Consider the following 17370-nt stretch of genomic DNA (forward strand, 5'->3'; position numbering starts at 1 on the left):
TAATGATATGTCGTATATTTGCAGTGCATCATTAAATGTTCAAAGCGAGGTATATAATGCACGACAAGCCACCTACAGATGACTTATCGCGTGGAAGAATGGCAATTAAGCAGTCAATTTTTGATTTATCCCCGTTTCATCGATTTGTTGGGGTTGCAGATACTTACTTATATCTACCTCATCTAATTGCTCAGGTTTTAGGTATTCTTGGGCATACTTAATGTGTGTACCACTTTGTAAAAATAGCTTAAATAACTCGATATCCAAATGCTGGTCTAAGGCCATTTTGTACATGATATCCACAGCCACACTCACTGGTTTAGCTTTCTTGTAAGGACGGTCGGAAGCCGTTAACGCTTCAAAGATATCGGCGATAACCAATATACGCTCCGGAATAGAAAGATCATCACCCGTGAGTTTACGTGGGTAACCTGTGCCTTTCAGTGTTTCATGATGCGTTGAAGCATAACGAGGCACGCGGCTCAGTTCTGGTGGGAATGGTAAATTCTCAAGCATCTTGATCGTACTGATCATATGTTCGTTAATTTTAAATCTGTCTTCCGCGGTTAACGTACCGCGACTAATCGTTAAGTTATACACTTCACCTAAATTGTATTGATGTTCTGGTACGTCCATTTTAATGCCGAGTTTCGGATCAAACTCAACGTTACGTTCACGCTTGATAACATGCTCAGGCTTATCAGAAAGTAATTTTTCAACCACAGGCAAAACTGATGATGTCGATACTTTTGCCAATTCTTCGACTGGTGATAATCCAATGCTATCGTCAAAATGACGTAGCCAGGTTTGCGATGATAATGCCTTAATGCGCGCAACTTTATCTGCACTCATGAACTCACCACCGACGTTTGCAGTGGCAATAAACTCAAAGTCAGCGATAAGTTGCTGCTGTCTTGATGCCAGTTCTGCAACTATCTTGGCTTTATCTTCTTCACCTTTAACTTCTTTAGTTACGAGTTGCTGTGTTAATGCGGCGATCTCTGCATCACGCCAAAGTACTTCAAAGCGCATTCTTACTTCATGAATACGGTTATAGTTCGTTTCTAATTTACTGCCTTTATCGACAATATATTCAGGTGTGGTGATTTTACCGCAATCATGTAACCAAGCAGCGATCCTAAACTCACGCTTTTCATCGGCATTAGCAAACTTGAAATCTTTAAATAATGCAGAATTGCTCTGTTCTGCCGCTTCAGCCAACATAATGCCAAGCTCAGGTACGCGATTACAATGTCCGGCAGTATAAGCTGACTTATCATCAATCGCCTGCGCGATTAGTTTAATAACCGCCTCTAAAAACGCCTCCTGAGCCTGTTCATGTTGCTTTAATGCACCAGACATCTCAGCTAACGATGTCGATAAATCCCATATTTCTTTAATTCGAGTATCGACAAGTTCTACTTGATCATATTTACGGTTTTTTATGTGCTTAGCCTGTAGTCGTAACTTATAAATAGGCCGTACGATTGGTCCACTGAATAACCATGCCAGTGGTAATATTAGCACCATAATAGCCAGCGTAATGCCGACTGACATCACCACACGTTGATTAACACCGCTATAAATAACATCTTTCGGGATTATCACAGAAAAGAATTCAGTCTCATTATTACCCGGTTTAATCGGGCTGATATAAATAAAGCGTGCTTCGCCATCAATGATGCGCTCAACAATTTTCCCATATGTACTTTTTTGATTCGCCAATGCTAATAACTCTGGATAAGGGATCATAATATTACCCTTAACCAATTGGTTATTTCCCATCCATTTATTTTTCATCGCCAGGCGCTGCTCTGAGGTGATATTACGAATTGCTAAATTAATAATCGGCATCAATTCCGCATATTTCTCATTTAGTACAATATGAAATTCTGATGAATACCCTTCTGGGGCAATAGTGAATAATCGGTGCAATTGTAAATTGCGATAAAAATATTGCATTAAGCCAGAATCCAACACAGCGCCACTATCAAGTAATGCAAAGGTTTCACCAAGAGATACAGATTCAAATGCTGCTTTTAGGGTTTGGAATTTAACCAGTTCAATATTCGGAAATTCTTGTTCTAATGCCGGAATAATGGACCAGCCAGCTAAGATAGCAACCTTTCTATCTTTTAAATCAGCATAATGACGGATGTAAGGTAGATTGTCTTTTGTCACGATAGCAAAAGGTAAGTTATAGATAGAGTCTGAATAAACTCCTCTGATAGTGCTTTCATTGCCCTTCTGCAGAGAATGTAAACCATCTAATGAGCCGTTATTGTATTTATCAACCAACTGCCCCCAACTAAAACCATTAATAAATTCAAAATCAATCCCCGTCATGTCTTCAATAAGATTCAAAATATCAATCGCATAACCTTTGGGTTCTCCCGAGGCGGCGAAATCAATCGGCGACCAATCGTTTTGGTTCGACATTTTTATAGAGGTGATTTGGCTTAATGTGCGAGTTTGTGCTGGGCTCAAATCCAGCGGTTTAGCCGGAGGAATAACAATAGTTTGGCTACTTTCGCGATTCGACGCGATTAAATCACCTGATTTAAGGTATATAAACGACTCAACATCGGCTTCATCACCAAGGTTAAGCTTATTAACCGATAATTTACTTGCTAATGATGACAGGACAATATCAATACCCAGTACATAATTTTTCTGATTAGCCTTAGATGAAAATTGCAAAGAATAAGTTTGGCCTGTGATCTTTAAGTGCTGGAATAAGTAAGGTTTGGTCTTGATGACATCATCAGCTTTAGCAGAAATGAACCAAGGCCGTTCGCTGGGGAAATAATTACTTTTCGTGGTTTTTGATTCCCGTAATGCAAAATCGTTATTATAATAATACGTCTCGCGGATACGCTTGCTAGGCTCACCCGCTATTTTGATTACCACCCAACGGTCACTACTCTCTGCCGCTATTTTTTGACGTACTATCGGCGAAGATTCGAGATTGATCACTTGATAAAATTGGTTATTCTCAGCACCTATATAGATGCTATAAAAGAGGGGATTATCTGCCATCGCTTGCGATAATATATCGCGAATAACCATTTCATCGGCAGCTATATCCAGCGTACTGCTAATCGAGGCTAATAACTTAGCGGTACTGTTGGCGTCAGACTCTAAGTCTTGAACGTGCTCACTGAGCTCTGTCGATGACACGGACAACATAGACAATGCCTGCTCCGTTGCCATTTTTTTACTGAAGTGATATTGCAGTGAGATAGCCACCAGCGTGGTTAAAACGGTGGCGAGTAAAAACATTCCACCCACGGTAAAGCGCAGTGAAAACTTAGTCTTTGTCATTGTAGTTCATCCCTAAATACAATTACTGATTTTATAACGTTATTTTAAAGCTCTGATATTACTTAGCTAAAATTAATATACGTGAAATGATGAATATATCAATAGTGGTATTTTTAATACAATCGTTTGAATTGAAAGTAAATGACCAATAAAAAAGCCAATATTGTGTTAACAATACTGGCTTTTATATAATTAAATCAGGCTACATTATTCCATCAACTGTTATTTTAAGCGTTTCGCGTAAATAACCCCTTTCACCTGGCTCATACGGTTAATCAAATGACTTAGGGTGTCAATATTATAGAGCTCGATATTGATTTCTAATGTCGCTGTTTGCAATTTCGCATCAGTGCGGGTATTCATCCCCACCACATGAATACGGTCGTTAGCGAAAATAGTCGTTAAGTCACGTAGCAAGCCACTACGATCACTGGCATGTACCACCAGCGTCACGCCATAACCACCGCTAAAGTCACCACCCCAAACCGCATCGATAATACGCTCTGGCTGGCGATTACTTAAATCCGCATACTGCAAACAACCATTACGGTGAATCGAGATACCACGGCCTTGGGTGATATAACCAACAATGTCATCACCCGGGATCGGCTGACAACAATTGGCAATATGGGTCATCAAATTACCCATACCTTCAACCACAATATGATCTTTACTGCGTTTTTTCTTCGGCTGATTTTGTGACTTTAGAACTTGTTGATCAACCAATTCTAGCGCTAATTTATCTTCTTCTTCAGCTGTCGGCTGTAACAACAACACCTTAATGTGATTAATCACTTGATTAAGACGTGCATCACCACTACCAACCTGAGCTAATAAATCTTCTAAGGTATTAGAATTAAAACGCTCAAACGCACAGCTAGCATCAGACAGCTGTAGCTTAAGTTTGTGCAGTTCACCTTCAAGCATGTCTTTCCCCGCAGCCACATTCTTATCGCGGTCTAAGCGTTTAAAGTAGGTATTGATCTTAGCGCGTGCACGTGCTGATTTTACATACCCTAAGTTTGGTAATAACCAGTCACGGCTGGGGTTCGGGTTTTTCTGGGTGATGATCTCAATCTGATCGCCAGTTTGCAGCTCATACGTGAACGGCACGATACGGCCACTGATCTTGGCACCAATACAGCGGTGACCAACCATACTATGCACATAGTAGGCAAAATCTAACGGCGTTGAACCTTGTGGCATATCAACCACATCACCTTTAGGTGTGAAAACATAAACGCGATCGTCGAACACCTGGCTGCGTAGCTCATCAACTAAACTACCACTCTCAGCCATGTCATCTTGCCATGCCAGTAACTTACGCAACCAATCAATTTTCTCTTCGTAGCTGCCTTTTTTAGTACTATCAGCGCCTTCTTTGTAACGCCAATGCGCAGCAACACCTAATTCAGCGTCATCATGCATTTGTTTAGTACGGATCTGTACTTCAACCGCTTTACTCTCGTCTCCAACAGCAACCACAGTATGAATAGATTGATAACCATTGGCTTTTGGGTTTGCCACGTAATCATCAAACTCACTTGGTATAGGACGGAATAAGTTGTGGATCACACCTAATGCCGCATAACAATCTTGCAACTCGGCAGCTATCACGCGCACAGCACGGACGTCATAAAGACCGGTGAAATCCAAATTCTTCTTCTGCATCTTTTTCCAGATGCTGTAAATATGCTTGGGGCGGCCATACACTTCAACACGACCACCAGCGGCTTCAACACCCTCTTTCACTTGCGATACAAAGCTATCAATAAACTCTTCACGGTCAATACGGCGTTCAAGTAACAGCTTGGCTATTTGCTTATAGGTATCTGGGTGAGAATAACGGAACGAAAGATCTTCGAGTTCCCATTTCAACTGACCAATACCAAGACGGTTTGCCAACGGAGAATAAATATCAGCAATTTCTTTGGCTGCTAGAACGCGTTCTTCTTCAGACGCATTCTTAACTTGGCGAAGATGACAAATACGCTCTGCTAACTTGATCACAATAGCACGCACATCATCAACAATCGCCATTAACATACGGCGTAGATTATCGATCTGCGTTTCTGATGGTTTCTGTGATTTAGCTTGTAGCGTACGGATCGCGTCCATCTCTACAACAGCGACAAGTAGTGGTAATAATTTACTGCCAAACAAACTTTCAATTTGTTCATTATCATATAATTTGGCATCAAAAAATGGATACAACAAGGCTACCTTTAAGGTATCCATGTCCATATCCATCGTCATCAATATTTCGATCATTTCCACCCCGTAAGCAAGCAACGGGAAACGGAAATCAGCTTCATCTTCGACAGATTCAGCTGCTTCTTTTAATGCTAATTGAGTATATAGCTCAAATAATTCATCTTGCTCTGTCGAGGTGAGTGCTAGCGAAGACGTCCAAGTTTTCGCATCAAAATCTTCCGGATTGGTCAAATGAGAATCACGTACCGCAACCATGTCTTAATTCCTAACAAGATAAAATTTAAAAATACGCGTTAAACGCGTTCAAATAACGCCATTGACTCAACATGTCCCGTTTGTGGGAACATATCAATCATACCAAGGCATGTTAATTTATAATGCTTTTCCATCAACAGCTTCGAGTCTCGCGCTAATGTTGCTGGATTGCAAGATACATAGACAATTTTCTTCACTTTTAGTTTATGTAAATATTGCACTGTTTCAGCAGCACCTGCTCGGGCCGGATCTAATAGTACTTTATCAAAACTATTTTTAGCCCAAGGTAACTTAGAAAAATCAGCCGATAGGTCTGCTTGATGGAATGTGGCATTATCGACATTGTTCGCCATTGCATTAATTTGTGCCTGACGCACCATTTCATCAACGCCTTCAACACCCACAACAGAATGACATAAACGTGCAATCGGCAAACTAAAGTTACCACCACCGCAGAACAAATCTAATACGCGATCTTCAGCGTTTAAATCCAACCAGTCTAATGCTTGTGCCACCATTTTGTTATTCACAACAGGGTTAACTTGAATGAAGTTACCCGGTGTAAAACTGAGTTTAAATTCACCGTCGCTCAGTTGATACCACGCGGCGGGTGTATCCGGTGTTAATTTAACCACGGACTCTGGCTCAGGTTGCAGGTACACACTGACTTGCTGCTCATTAGCAAAAGCTTGCAATAGACCTTGGTCTTTCGCATTTAACGGTTTTAAAATACGGAATAAGCAAATAATGCCAGAATCTACCGCAAACAACTCAATATGACCTAAATCACGACGTACTGTAAGCGTAGCAAGTAATGTGCGTAAAGGTTGGATCAATGCAGACAACGCAGGTACTAATACTGGGCATTGATTAATCGCGACCAATGATTTGCTATTACGCTCACGGAAACCAAAGACTAATTGCTTGGCTTTACGATCAAACATGACACTTAAACGCGCTGTACGGCGATATTCCCAAGGCTGGGATAAAATAGGATCGGCAAAGTTAATATCGTTATTTTTACTGAAGTTCTGTAATAAACTAAACAGTGCTGTTTGTTTATAATCAGCCTGAACGTCACTATCCAGTGTTTGTAAACTACAGCCGCCACAGGTTGCATAATGTGGGCACGCAGGTTCTATTCTTTGCTCAGAAGGAGTGAGTACTTTTCTTAATGTCGCTTTCGCATATTGCTTTTTTTGCTCAGTAATATTCACTGATACCCGCTCACCTGGTAGTCCACCAGCAACGAATATCGCTTTGCCATCAAGACGACCCAAACCTAGACCTTGGTGATCTAACTTCTCAATAGTGATCTCGACCGCTTTACTCGGAGTTTTCTGTACTTTTTTTGCTTTATAAATTTGCGCCATATTGATATACAACTATTGCCTATGTCATCATTAAGGTATTATTCTAACCTGCTTTCCCGCTTTATACTTTAAATAACTTCTGTAGATGGCATTAAACCCGATACCAATAAGATGACTTTATGACTAAATACGGACTTCGTGCCAAAGTAATGTCGCTGACAATTTTACCGACTGTTTTGATCGGTACATTATTAGCCAGCTATTTCACCTTTAACCGTTATCAGCAATTAGAAACGGTGCTTATTGAGCAAGGTGTTAATATTATCGAACCACTGGCAATTGCCAGCGAATACGGGATGTTACAAAACAGCCGTGAATCGCTGAAAAAACTGCTCGGTTTAACCCATCGCAAGTTTGCCCCCACCATTAAAAGTATCGCCATTTTTGATACCAATAATAAACTCTTTGTAACCAGTAATTATCACCGTAATTTTTCGGTATTGAAAAATCCCGACGGGATCAAATTACCGGAAACTACTCAAGTCGAAGTGCTTGATGATTACATTATTCTACGTTCACCTATTATTGCCGAAATTGACAATAACAACTTCCCGTTAAACTTAGAAAATCCAGAGCAGATCCTCGGTTACTTATCGATTCAATTGATTCGAGACAAAGCCATATTACTGCAATACCGTGATACCACAGTATCGGTCTTTATTGTGTTACTGGGCTTTTTCACTGCGCTTATCTTCTCCTGGCGATTAGTTAAAAACGTAACCCAGCCCATTACCGACATGGTTACCGTTGTCGATAGGATCAGGGAGGGCCGGCTTGATGCCCGAGTCACAGGTGATCACACAGGTGAATTAGCTCTGCTCAAAAATGGTATTAACTCCATGGCTAAATCACTGTCGGCGTATCATGAAGAAATGCAGCAAAACATTGATCAAGCGACATCCGATCTGCGCGAAACATTAGAACAAATTGAGATCCAAAATATTGAATTGGATATGGCGAAAAAACGAGCCCAAGCCGCTGCACGGGTTAAATCTGAATTCTTGGCGAACATGAGTCATGAATTAAGAACGCCACTCAACGGGGTGATCGGTTTCTCTCGTCAGTTATTAAAAACATCGCTGAGCCCGAATCAAACGGATTATTTACAGACAATTGAAAAATCAGCCAATAATCTACTTAATATTATTAATGACATTCTTGATTTTTCTAAACTTGAAGCCGGTAAACTCACCTTAGAACAAATACCCTTTAACCTACGAGACACGATTGAAGAAGCGGCGATACTACTCGCACCAACCGTACATGATAAAGGTCTGGAATTATCGCTACACGTCGATAAAAATGTACCTGATGGTATTATTGGTGACCCATTCCGTTTCCAACAAGTCATCACCAATTTATTGGGTAATGCAATCAAATTTACTGAAAATGGTAATATTGATATCCATATCGAATTACTGGAATGGACCGGCAATAGTGTCACCATTCAAACCAATATCCGCGATACTGGGATTGGTATTTCAGATCAGCAACAAGCACAACTATTTCAAGCCTTTAATCAGGCTGACACCAGTATTTCACGTCGTTATGGTGGTACCGGTTTAGGCCTAGTGATAACCCAACGTTTAGTTGAATTTATGGGTGGAGAGATCTCACTTGATTCAGACTTGGGGCAAGGCTCTAACTTTAAATTCTCATTGAAATTTAATGTTACCGCTAATTCATTATCAGAACCACTACCAGTAAGTAACTTTAAAGGTAAACAAGTACTCTTGTATGAAGCAGATAATTACTCTGCTCGGTCATTAATCTCATTGCTGAATAGCTGGGATTTAGACGTATTACATTGTGCTAATGAAGCAGAATGGCAGCACTATATTAATCAGCCTTACTACTGTGTTGTGATTGCCCAAAATGATGAAAGCAACTTAACGCCGATGTATGACAAGATGAGTCAGTGCCATGACATTAATGCTGCAGTCGTGGTACTCATTAATTCATCAGACCCTTGTCTGCAAGAAGAAATTATTCGTATCGGCGCAAAACACTGCCTGACGAAACCGTGTAACCACCGTAAATTAGTAAACGCATTAGCTTACCTCGAAAAGCCTGATGAATTGCCTGTACCACAGTTAAAAATAGAAAAACCAAAAGCCAAAGTAGATCTGTCTATTTTAGCCGTCGATGATAATCCTGCGAACCTAAAATTAATTAGCGCGATGCTGACCGATTCCGTCACGACGATAGAAATATGCTCCAATGGCGCCGAGGCCGTAGCGAAAGCCAATGAAATGGATTTTGATATTATCTTTATGGATATCCAAATGCCTATAATGGACGGTATTAGCGCCTGTAGAGCTATTCGATCGGGTACTCGCAACCAATCAACGCCTATCATTGCAGTCACCGCACATGCGATGAGTGGTGAGCGTGACCGCCTCTTGAGTAAAGGGATGGATGACTACTTAACCAAACCAATTGATGAATCTATTTTGAAGCGCACTCTACAACAGTGGAGTGGCTCATCGCATGATAACACCACAGTGAAAAATCACATTTTAGATTGGCCGTTGACCTTACAGCGTTCTATGGGGAAAGAGGATCTTGCGGTAGATATGTTAGAAATGTTTATCAATAGTCTGCCTGAAATCAGCGAGCATTTGGAACAAGCATTAGCACGTAGCTTGTCACGCTCTGAATTTAAGAAAATTATTCATAAATTCCACGGCGGTGCTGCTTGTTGTGGGGTATTGCCAATCCAGAATTTGGCCGACCAAATTGAACGCGGATTACGTAAGGGGGCTGAAATCGAAGATGTCGAACCGGAAATCTTTGAATTGCAGGAAGCCATTGAAACCATCATTAAGGAAGCTCAGCCTTACCTACCAAATTAGCCTTATCCAACTCGACCTAGTTTCATAACAGTATTGCAAACATGGTGGTGAGGTTATTAAAGGTGCCAGCAAGGATGCTAGGCACTGCTGTTATCTTTCATCTACCGATGCCAATAACAGATAATATAACCCTTTCGCCGCAGACCCGGTCTTTGCCCCTTTTGGCAAAGTGAGATGCAAAGGTACATGGTAACAATTTGAATACTCGACGTTAAGCACTACTATATCGCAATCCTTATTCTGCTCAACTATATGCTTTGGTAAACGACAATAACCCAAACCTTGCTTAACCGCCTGCCAAGCGTGATCAAAGTTATCGACTGTAATACGCTGACTCGACTTTAGCCAACCCACATCAATATTATCTTCCACGCCTAAATCTCGAATGACAATTTGCCTATTTACCGTTAAATCAGCCAAACAAGGTTCAGCCTTACCCGCTAATGGGTGCCCTTTTATAACCACTGGCAACATACTCACAGTACCAAATGATTCACAAGGATGGTTAGTGATTGGAAAGTTAATAATAGAAATATCAGCTTGTTGCTCTTCTACCATACTCGTTGTTTTTGATAACGATGTTTCTACAATTTTAATCGATGTCGTACTGTTCTGCGCAAGGAATCCAGCCAACGGTCCATACAACCACTGTCGGTCGCATAGATGATCAATGGCAATCACCAGTTCAGATTCCATCCCCTGTGTTAACTGAGAGCTGATTTCCTCTAAGGCCTGCGCTTGATCAATCATCGACTGCGCCCTGCGTAATAACGACTTACCGTCCTCAGAGAGTACAGCCCGTCGGCCTTTTATTTTAACAAGTGATACGCCAAGTTGATCTTCAAGCTTCTTAATTGCATAGATCAAGGTGGTATGGCTCTTATTCAATACAGTCGCGGCAGCTTGAATACTTCCCGCCTTATCAACTTCAGATAAGGTCAGCCATTGATCTAGTGTTGTCTTTAATCTCATTGGTCTATTTATTCCACAGTTACACGCAGTTTTATGAACTTTTATGTTCAATTTTTATTGGTATTATAGTGCACATACAAGAACAACAAAAAGCCTCCCGCTTTATTTTGTTCACGAATACACGATTGGAGATATATCATGCAAAAATTATTACAAGTAGATTTCGATTTCACAGTTCCATTTGGTGATGAAATGTCGGCAATGATGGTTGGGTTAGCTAAATCGATCAATCATGAGCCTGGGATGGTTTGGAAAATTTGGACTGAAAATAAAACAGAAAAATTAGGCGGCGGTATTTATTTATTTGAAAATGAAGCGTATGCACAGGCTTACTTAGCGATGCATACTGCACGATTGCACAGTATGGGGATAACAGACGTGAGAGGTTATATTTTCGATATCAACATGCCTTTATCGACAATTAATCATGCGCCTATTACCAAAACAGCATAATACTAAACAATTCAAAGCGTTTAACATGTCGCTAAACGCTTTGACATTGATTTACATCGACTAATTAAGCGTAATAATCTTAACTATTATTACGTGCTTCTTGCATGATAATTTGCATGTCTTTCACTGCTTTACCTAAACCATCAAATGCCGCACGAGCAATAATTGCATGGCCGATATTCAATTCGTAAATTTCAGGAATAGCCGCAATTGGTTGCACGTTATGATAATGTAGACCATGGCCAGCGTTGACTTTCAGGCCCGCTTGATGCGCGTAACTTACACCTGCAGAAATCTTCTTCAGTTCAGCTTGTTGCTCAGATTCAGATTCAGCATCCGCATAAGCACCCGTGTGCACTTCAATATAGGGTGCGCCAGAAGCCACAGCTGCATCGATTTGTTCTTTATCGGCATCAATAAATAACGACACGAGAATGCCCGCTTCGCTTAAACGCGTCACAGCTTTGGTGATCTTATCTTGTTGACCAAGTACGTCCAAGCCACCTTCAGTCGTCAGCTCTTCACGCTTTTCTGGTACTAAACAAACAAACTCAGGTTTGATCTCACAAGCAATATCCAACATCTCTGTGGTTACAGCCATTTCCAGATTCATACGTGTTTGAATCGTTTCTTTTAATACGCGAACATCACGGTCGACAATATGACGACGATCTTCACGTAAATGCACTGTAATACCGTCTGCGCCGTTTAGTTCTGCAACGGCAGCGGCATGTACAGGATCAGGGTAAGTCGTACCGCGAGCTTGGCGTAAGGTTGCGATGTGGTCAATGTTGATACCTAGAAAGATCTTATTCACGTTTAATTCCCTTTTATCTATTTTTCAGCGGTTTATTAACAAACAGTTCTCTGCTTTTCAACGGTTTGTTGCCCAGATAGGGTAACAAAATTTGCCGACAAAAACGTTTTGCAGCGGCTAAATTTTCTGGATTAAATTGTCGTTGCTCAAATGCCAGCAAGTCTTTACCTAAAAATGAACTGCCCACAGCGACTTTATAAATGGATGGTACTATCCCAACATGCGGTACATATTTATACATACGCTCGGGGAAGACGGCATCCATCGTATCAGCACAATAGCTTAACGCACCAATGTTACCTAAACATTGCATTAAATTTAATTCAAATGCACGCAATAACGGTTCGAGAGGTTCACGTTTGGCTAACGCTAATAAGGCATGTTGATAATGAGAAAATAATTCGGGGTTAGCTTGTTCACTGGCAAGTAAACGATAAAGTAATTCGTTGAGGTAAAAACTAGCGTAGAGATGCTTACCGGTAAGCGGTAATGAATTAGATACCGCCTCAACCTGACGCATAGACTTGAGTCCACCTTTGCCGGCATAGGCGATATTAAGTAAAGTAAACGGCTGTAAAATTGCACTTTGACTGTTTTTACGCCCTCGCCCTGCACGTCCCACTAACGCTATTTTACCATCGTTAATGGTAAAGAAGTCGATTAATAAACTCGACTCCTTAAAAGGGCGACGATGCAGTACAAAGGCGTTTTGTAAGTCCATGCAATATCGCTATTTAAACTTCGTCTCCGTAACCTAAGCTACGAAGTGCACGTTCATCATCAGCCCAACCAGACTTCACTTTAACCCAACATTCTAAGAATACTTTATTATCAAATAAAGTCTCCATATCACGTCGCGCTTCAGTACCGATTGTTTTTAGTTTCGTGCCTTTGTTACCAATAACCATACGTTTTTGGGTATCACGTTCCACTAAAATTAACGCATTGATATGGAACGTACCGTTTTCACTTACTTTAAACTGCTCGATCTCAACAGTCGTTGAGTATGGCAGTTCTTGGCCTGTGAAACGCATTAGTTTTTCACGAATGATTTCAGATGCCATGAAACGTGAAGAACGATCCGTTACGTAATCTTCAGGGAAGTAAAAATCACCTTCCTGTAGTTGCTTCGAACAAATACCACGTAGCATTTCTACGTTAGTGCCTTTCGTTGCCGAGATAGGGATGATTTCTGCGAAGTTAAACTTCTCAGCCAATACCTGAAGATGAGGCATTAGTTCTTCCGCTTTATCTTTGATCGCATCGGTTTTATTAACAGCCAAGTAAATTGGGCATTTAATATCACGTAGCTTGTTTAATACCATGTCGTCATCTTCGGTCCAACGCGTACCATCAACAACAAATACCACGGCATCAACATCGATATCTTTTAGTGAACTGCTTGCTGCACGGTTCATTAAACGGTTGATCGCACGTTTTTCATCGATGTGTAGGCCTGGAGTATCAACATAAACCGTTTGACGGTTTTCTTCAGTATCAATACCTAGAATACGGTGACGAGTCGTTTGTGGCTTACGCGAGGTAATACTTACCTTTTGTCCCAGGATGCGGTTTAATAACGTTGATTTACCAACGTTAGGACGACCAACGATGGCAACAAAGCCGCTATAAGTCATATCACTCATTGTAATTGCTCCAATGCTTTTTGGGCTGCTTCTTGTTCTGCTTTACGACGACTAGTACCTTTACCTGTAACAGGTTGCTCTAGGCCTTCAATAACGCAATGAATAGTGAACTCTTGGTTATGAGCTTCACCTTTTACTTCCACTACTTGATAAAGTGGCAGTGCTTGCTTACGTCCTTGAAGCCATTCTTGTAATTGTGTTTTCGCATCTTTCTGATCGATACCTGGTTTTATCGCATCTAAACGCGATGCATACCAAGCTAACACACGTTCACGTGTGTTCTCGATATTACTATCCAAATACATCGCACCAATCAGCGCTTCAACAGTATCTGCTAAGATAGATTCGCGACGGAAGCCACCGCTTTTCAATTCACCAGGGCCTAAGATTAAACATTCACTTAGTTCAAATTCACGCGCTATTTCAGCTAGCGTTAAGCCTTTCACTAAGGTCGCTCGCATGCGACTTAAATCACCTTCAGGCACCTCAGGAAATTTGCAAAACAATGCATCTGAGATAATAAAGCCAAGTACTGAATCACCTAGGAATTCAAGACGTTCGTTATGCTTAAAATAAGCGCTACGGTGCGTCAGTGCTTGTTGTAATAGGCTAGCATCTTGATACTGATAACCTAATACTCGTTGTAGTTTTTCTAATAAAATTGTCATAATTATTTTAATTTGCCAATACGACTAAAGCGTATACCTGTTGGGATCCAACCAGGTAACAAAGAATCTTGGTCACGTTCAAATTCGAAACTAGTCCAAATGAACACGGCCTTGCCGACTAAATTAGCTTCTGGAACAAACCCCCAAAAACGGCTATCAGCACTATTGTCACGGTTATCACCCATCATGAAGTAATTACCGTCCGGTACAACCCACTCATATTGACGGGTTGGCGGATTATCTTGCTGATAAAAATCACGGGCTAAATCAGGGCGACTAGGGTTAATTAAGATGTTATGTGCAACATCCCCTAGTTGCTCAGTATATTGCTGTAATTCCACCATTTGATCTTTAAATTTGCCTATTTCAACTAAGCTAAGATCGAGTTTTTCAAACCCTTTACAGTCTGTTCCAGTACATGCTTTTTGAATGAAAACCTGTTTTCCACGATAAGCAATACGATCTCCCGGTAAACCGATTACACGTTTAATGTAATCGACTGTTGGCTTTGGTGGATATTTAAATACCGCCACATCACCACGTTCAGGCTTACCTGTTTCGATAAGTGTAGAACGTAATACCGGATCTTTAACGCCATAACTGAATTTCTCTACCAGGATAAAGTCACCAACTAATAGCGTTGGCATCATAGATCCTGATGGGATCTGAAATGGTTCGTATAAAAATGAACGTAATACTAATACCGCTGCAATAACAGGAAAAATCGATTTTGCATTTTCAACAATAAACGATTCTTGCCCTAATTTTGCAACAGCTTCAGGTGGTAGTTCAGCTTGAGTTTGAGCAAACGCGACTTTTTCAGCGCGCGCTTTTTCCCAAATGAGTTTATCTAACGCCCAAATAATACCGCTAACAAACGTCACCAGTACCAATATCAATGAAAAATAGGTTGCCATTAATCTAGTCCTTTCCGATATGCAACACTGCTAAGAAGGCTTCTTGAGGTACCTCAACATTACCAACTTGCTTCATGCGTTTCTTACCGTCTTTCTGTTTCTGTAGCAGTTTCTTCTTACGGCTGATATCACCACCATAACATTTCGCGATTACGTTTTTACGCATTTGCTTAACAGTACTACGGGCAATAACTTGCGAGCCGATTACAGCTTGAATCGCAATGTTGAACATTTGACGCGGGATCAAATCTTTCATTTTCTCAACCAATAGACGACCACGGTTAAGTGAATTGTCACGGTGAGTAATCATCGCTAACGCATCAACACGATCGGTATTGATTAGTACATCAACACGTACCATATCTGCAGCTGTGAAGCGGATGAAAGAGTAATCTAATGATGCATAACCACGACTGGTTGATTTCAAACGGTCAAAGAAGTCCATTACTACTTCACCCATCGGGATCTCGTAAGTTAATGCCACTTGCTTACCGTGATAATCCATCTTAGTTTGTACACCACGTTTATCGATACACAAGGTAATTACGTTACCTAAGTATTCTTGTGGTACTAAAATATTACATTCAGCGATTGGTTCACGAATCTCTTCGATATCATTCAATGCTGGTAATTTAGCTGGGCTATCAACGTATATAACACCATCTCTTTTAGTTTCGACTTCATAGACAACCGTTGGTGCAGTGGTGATCAAATCAAGATCGTATTCACGTTCTAAACGCTCTTGAATGATTTCCATGTGTAGTAAACCTAAGAAACCACAACGGAAACCGAAACCAAGTGCCGAAGAACTTTCTGGTTCGTAGAATAAAGACGCATCATTTAGACTCAATTTACCTAGAGCATCACGGAACGCTTCATAATCATCAGAACTAATTGGGAATAAACCCGCATAAACCTGAGGTTTAACTTTACTGAAACCAGGTACTGGTGCATCAGCTGGGTTACGCGTATTTGTTAGCGTATCACCTACAGGTGCGCCTAAAATATCTTTAATACCGCAAATAACAAAACCTACTTCACCGCAGTGCAGTATGCCAGTATCTGTTTGTTTAGGTGTGAAGATACCGACTTTATCAACCAAGTGAGATTCACCCGTCGACATAACAGTCAGTTTATCACCTTTGCGAAGAGCACCATTAGTAATACGCACTAACGATACAACACCTTGATAGTTATCAAACCATGAATCAATGATCAAAGCTTGTAGCGGTGCGTCTTCAGAACCTTCTGACGGGCATGGAATTTCTCTTACAATTGTTTCAAGTACATCTTCGATACCTAAACCAGTTTTTGCAGAGCAACGTGTTGCTTCCATTGCATCAATACCAATAATATCTTCGATTTCTTCTGCAACGCGATCAGGATCGGCAGCAGGTAAATCGATTTTATTCAGGATTGGTACAACTTCCAGATCCATTTCCATCGCTGTATAACAGTTTGCTAGGGTCTGTGCTTCTACGCCTTGACCGGCGTCGACAACAAGTAAAGCACCCTCACAGGCTGCTAATGAGCGAGAAACCTCATAGCTGAAGTCCACGTGTCCTGGCGTATCAATAAAGTTAAGCTGGTATGTTTCACCATCTTTCGCTTTATAATCCAGCGTTACGCTTTGCGCTTTAATTGTAATGCCACGCTCGCGCTCAATATCCATTGAGTCAAGAACCTGTGCTGCCATTTCACGGTCAGATAAACCACCGCAATGCGAAATTAAACGATCTGATAAAGTTGATTTACCGTGATCGATATGGGCAATAATTGAAAAATTACGAATGTGTTTCATGAGTTAGATAATATCCAATACTTAGTAGATATGACACTTAATGAGGCGGATTTTAACGGATTTAAGGGATGACTG

12 protein-coding genes are annotated in these 17370 nt (G+C 40.9%); 2 read left to right on the top strand and 10 right to left on the bottom strand.

The window, feature by feature from the left end:
* Nucleotides 1-105: 105 nt before the first annotated feature.
* The 3 genes from FR932_RS15515 to rlmD form a co-directional block, all read right to left on the bottom strand.
* Nucleotides 106-3324 (bottom strand): HD domain-containing phosphohydrolase, encoded by a 3219-nt coding sequence (locus tag FR932_RS15515; protein ID WP_019442349.1) that lies wholly within the window; start codon nt 3322-3324, stop codon nt 106-108.
* Nucleotides 3325-3546: 222 nt separating this feature from the next.
* Nucleotides 3547-5793: a GTP diphosphokinase gene (gene relA / locus FR932_RS15520; RefSeq protein ID WP_019442350.1), complete on the bottom strand. Its 2247-nt coding sequence runs from the start codon at nt 5791-5793 to the stop codon at nt 3547-3549.
* 38 nt (nt 5794-5831) lie between these two features.
* Nucleotides 5832-7166, bottom strand: coding sequence for a 23S rRNA (uracil(1939)-C(5))-methyltransferase RlmD (gene rlmD / locus FR932_RS15525; protein WP_019442351.1), 1335 nt, complete (start codon nt 7164-7166; stop codon nt 5832-5834).
* A 119-nt stretch (nt 7167-7285) separates the two neighbouring features.
* On the opposite strand from rlmD, the gene barA reads away from it, so the two are divergent.
* Nucleotides 7286-10021: a two-component sensor histidine kinase BarA gene (gene barA, locus FR932_RS15530; protein ID WP_019442352.1), complete on the top strand. Its 2736-nt coding sequence runs from the start codon at nt 7286-7288 to the stop codon at nt 10019-10021.
* A 90-nt stretch (nt 10022-10111) separates the two neighbouring features.
* Here the strand turns inward: barA and FR932_RS15535 are convergent, their stop codons facing one another.
* Nucleotides 10112-10993 carry a LysR family transcriptional regulator gene (locus FR932_RS15535; protein ID WP_019442353.1) on the bottom strand — a complete coding sequence of 294 codons (882 nt, stop codon included), beginning with the start codon at nt 10991-10993 and terminating at the stop codon, nt 10112-10114.
* A gap of 138 nt (nt 10994-11131) precedes the next feature.
* Here FR932_RS15535 and FR932_RS15540 point away from each other — a divergent pair, with 138 nt between their 5' ends.
* The gene (locus FR932_RS15540; RefSeq protein WP_019442354.1) at nt 11132-11446 is read left to right on the top strand and encodes a monooxygenase; all 315 of its coding nucleotides are present in this window, start codon (nt 11132-11134) and stop codon (nt 11444-11446) included.
* Between the two features lie 79 nt (nt 11447-11525).
* Here FR932_RS15540 and pdxJ read toward each other — a convergent pair whose 3' ends face one another.
* Genes pdxJ through lepA form a run of 6 tightly spaced genes read right to left on the bottom strand, consistent with a single transcriptional unit; the run spans nt 11526 to nt 17295 of the window.
* Nucleotides 11526-12263, bottom strand: a complete 738-nt coding sequence (gene pdxJ / locus FR932_RS15545; protein WP_019442355.1) for a pyridoxine 5'-phosphate synthase — start codon at nt 12261-12263, stop codon at nt 11526-11528.
* Between the two features lie 13 nt (nt 12264-12276).
* On the bottom strand, nt 12277-12984 hold the full coding sequence (gene recO, locus FR932_RS15550) for a DNA repair protein RecO (RefSeq protein WP_019442356.1): 708 nt from the start codon (nt 12982-12984) through the stop codon (nt 12277-12279).
* A 13-nt stretch (nt 12985-12997) separates the two neighbouring features.
* Nucleotides 12998-13909, bottom strand: coding sequence for a GTPase Era (gene era, locus FR932_RS15555; RefSeq protein WP_019442357.1), 912 nt, complete (start codon nt 13907-13909; stop codon nt 12998-13000).
* Nucleotides 13906-14577 (bottom strand): ribonuclease III, encoded by a 672-nt coding sequence (rnc, locus tag FR932_RS15560; protein ID WP_019442358.1) that lies wholly within the window; start codon nt 14575-14577, stop codon nt 13906-13908. Before rnc ends, era begins: the two co-directional genes overlap by 4 nt.
* 2 nt (nt 14578-14579) lie before the next feature.
* Nucleotides 14580-15494, bottom strand: coding sequence for a signal peptidase I (gene lepB, locus FR932_RS15565; RefSeq protein WP_019442359.1), 915 nt, complete (start codon nt 15492-15494; stop codon nt 14580-14582).
* A gap of 4 nt (nt 15495-15498) precedes the next feature.
* Nucleotides 15499-17295, bottom strand: coding sequence for a translation elongation factor 4 (gene lepA / locus FR932_RS15570; RefSeq protein WP_019442360.1), 1797 nt, complete (start codon nt 17293-17295; stop codon nt 15499-15501).
* Between the last annotated feature and the right edge of the window lie 75 nt (nt 17296-17370).

This window comes from Moritella marina ATCC 15381 (assembly GCF_008931805.1).
In the GTDB taxonomy this organism is placed as follows: Bacteria; Pseudomonadota; Gammaproteobacteria; order Enterobacterales; family Moritellaceae; genus Moritella; species Moritella marina.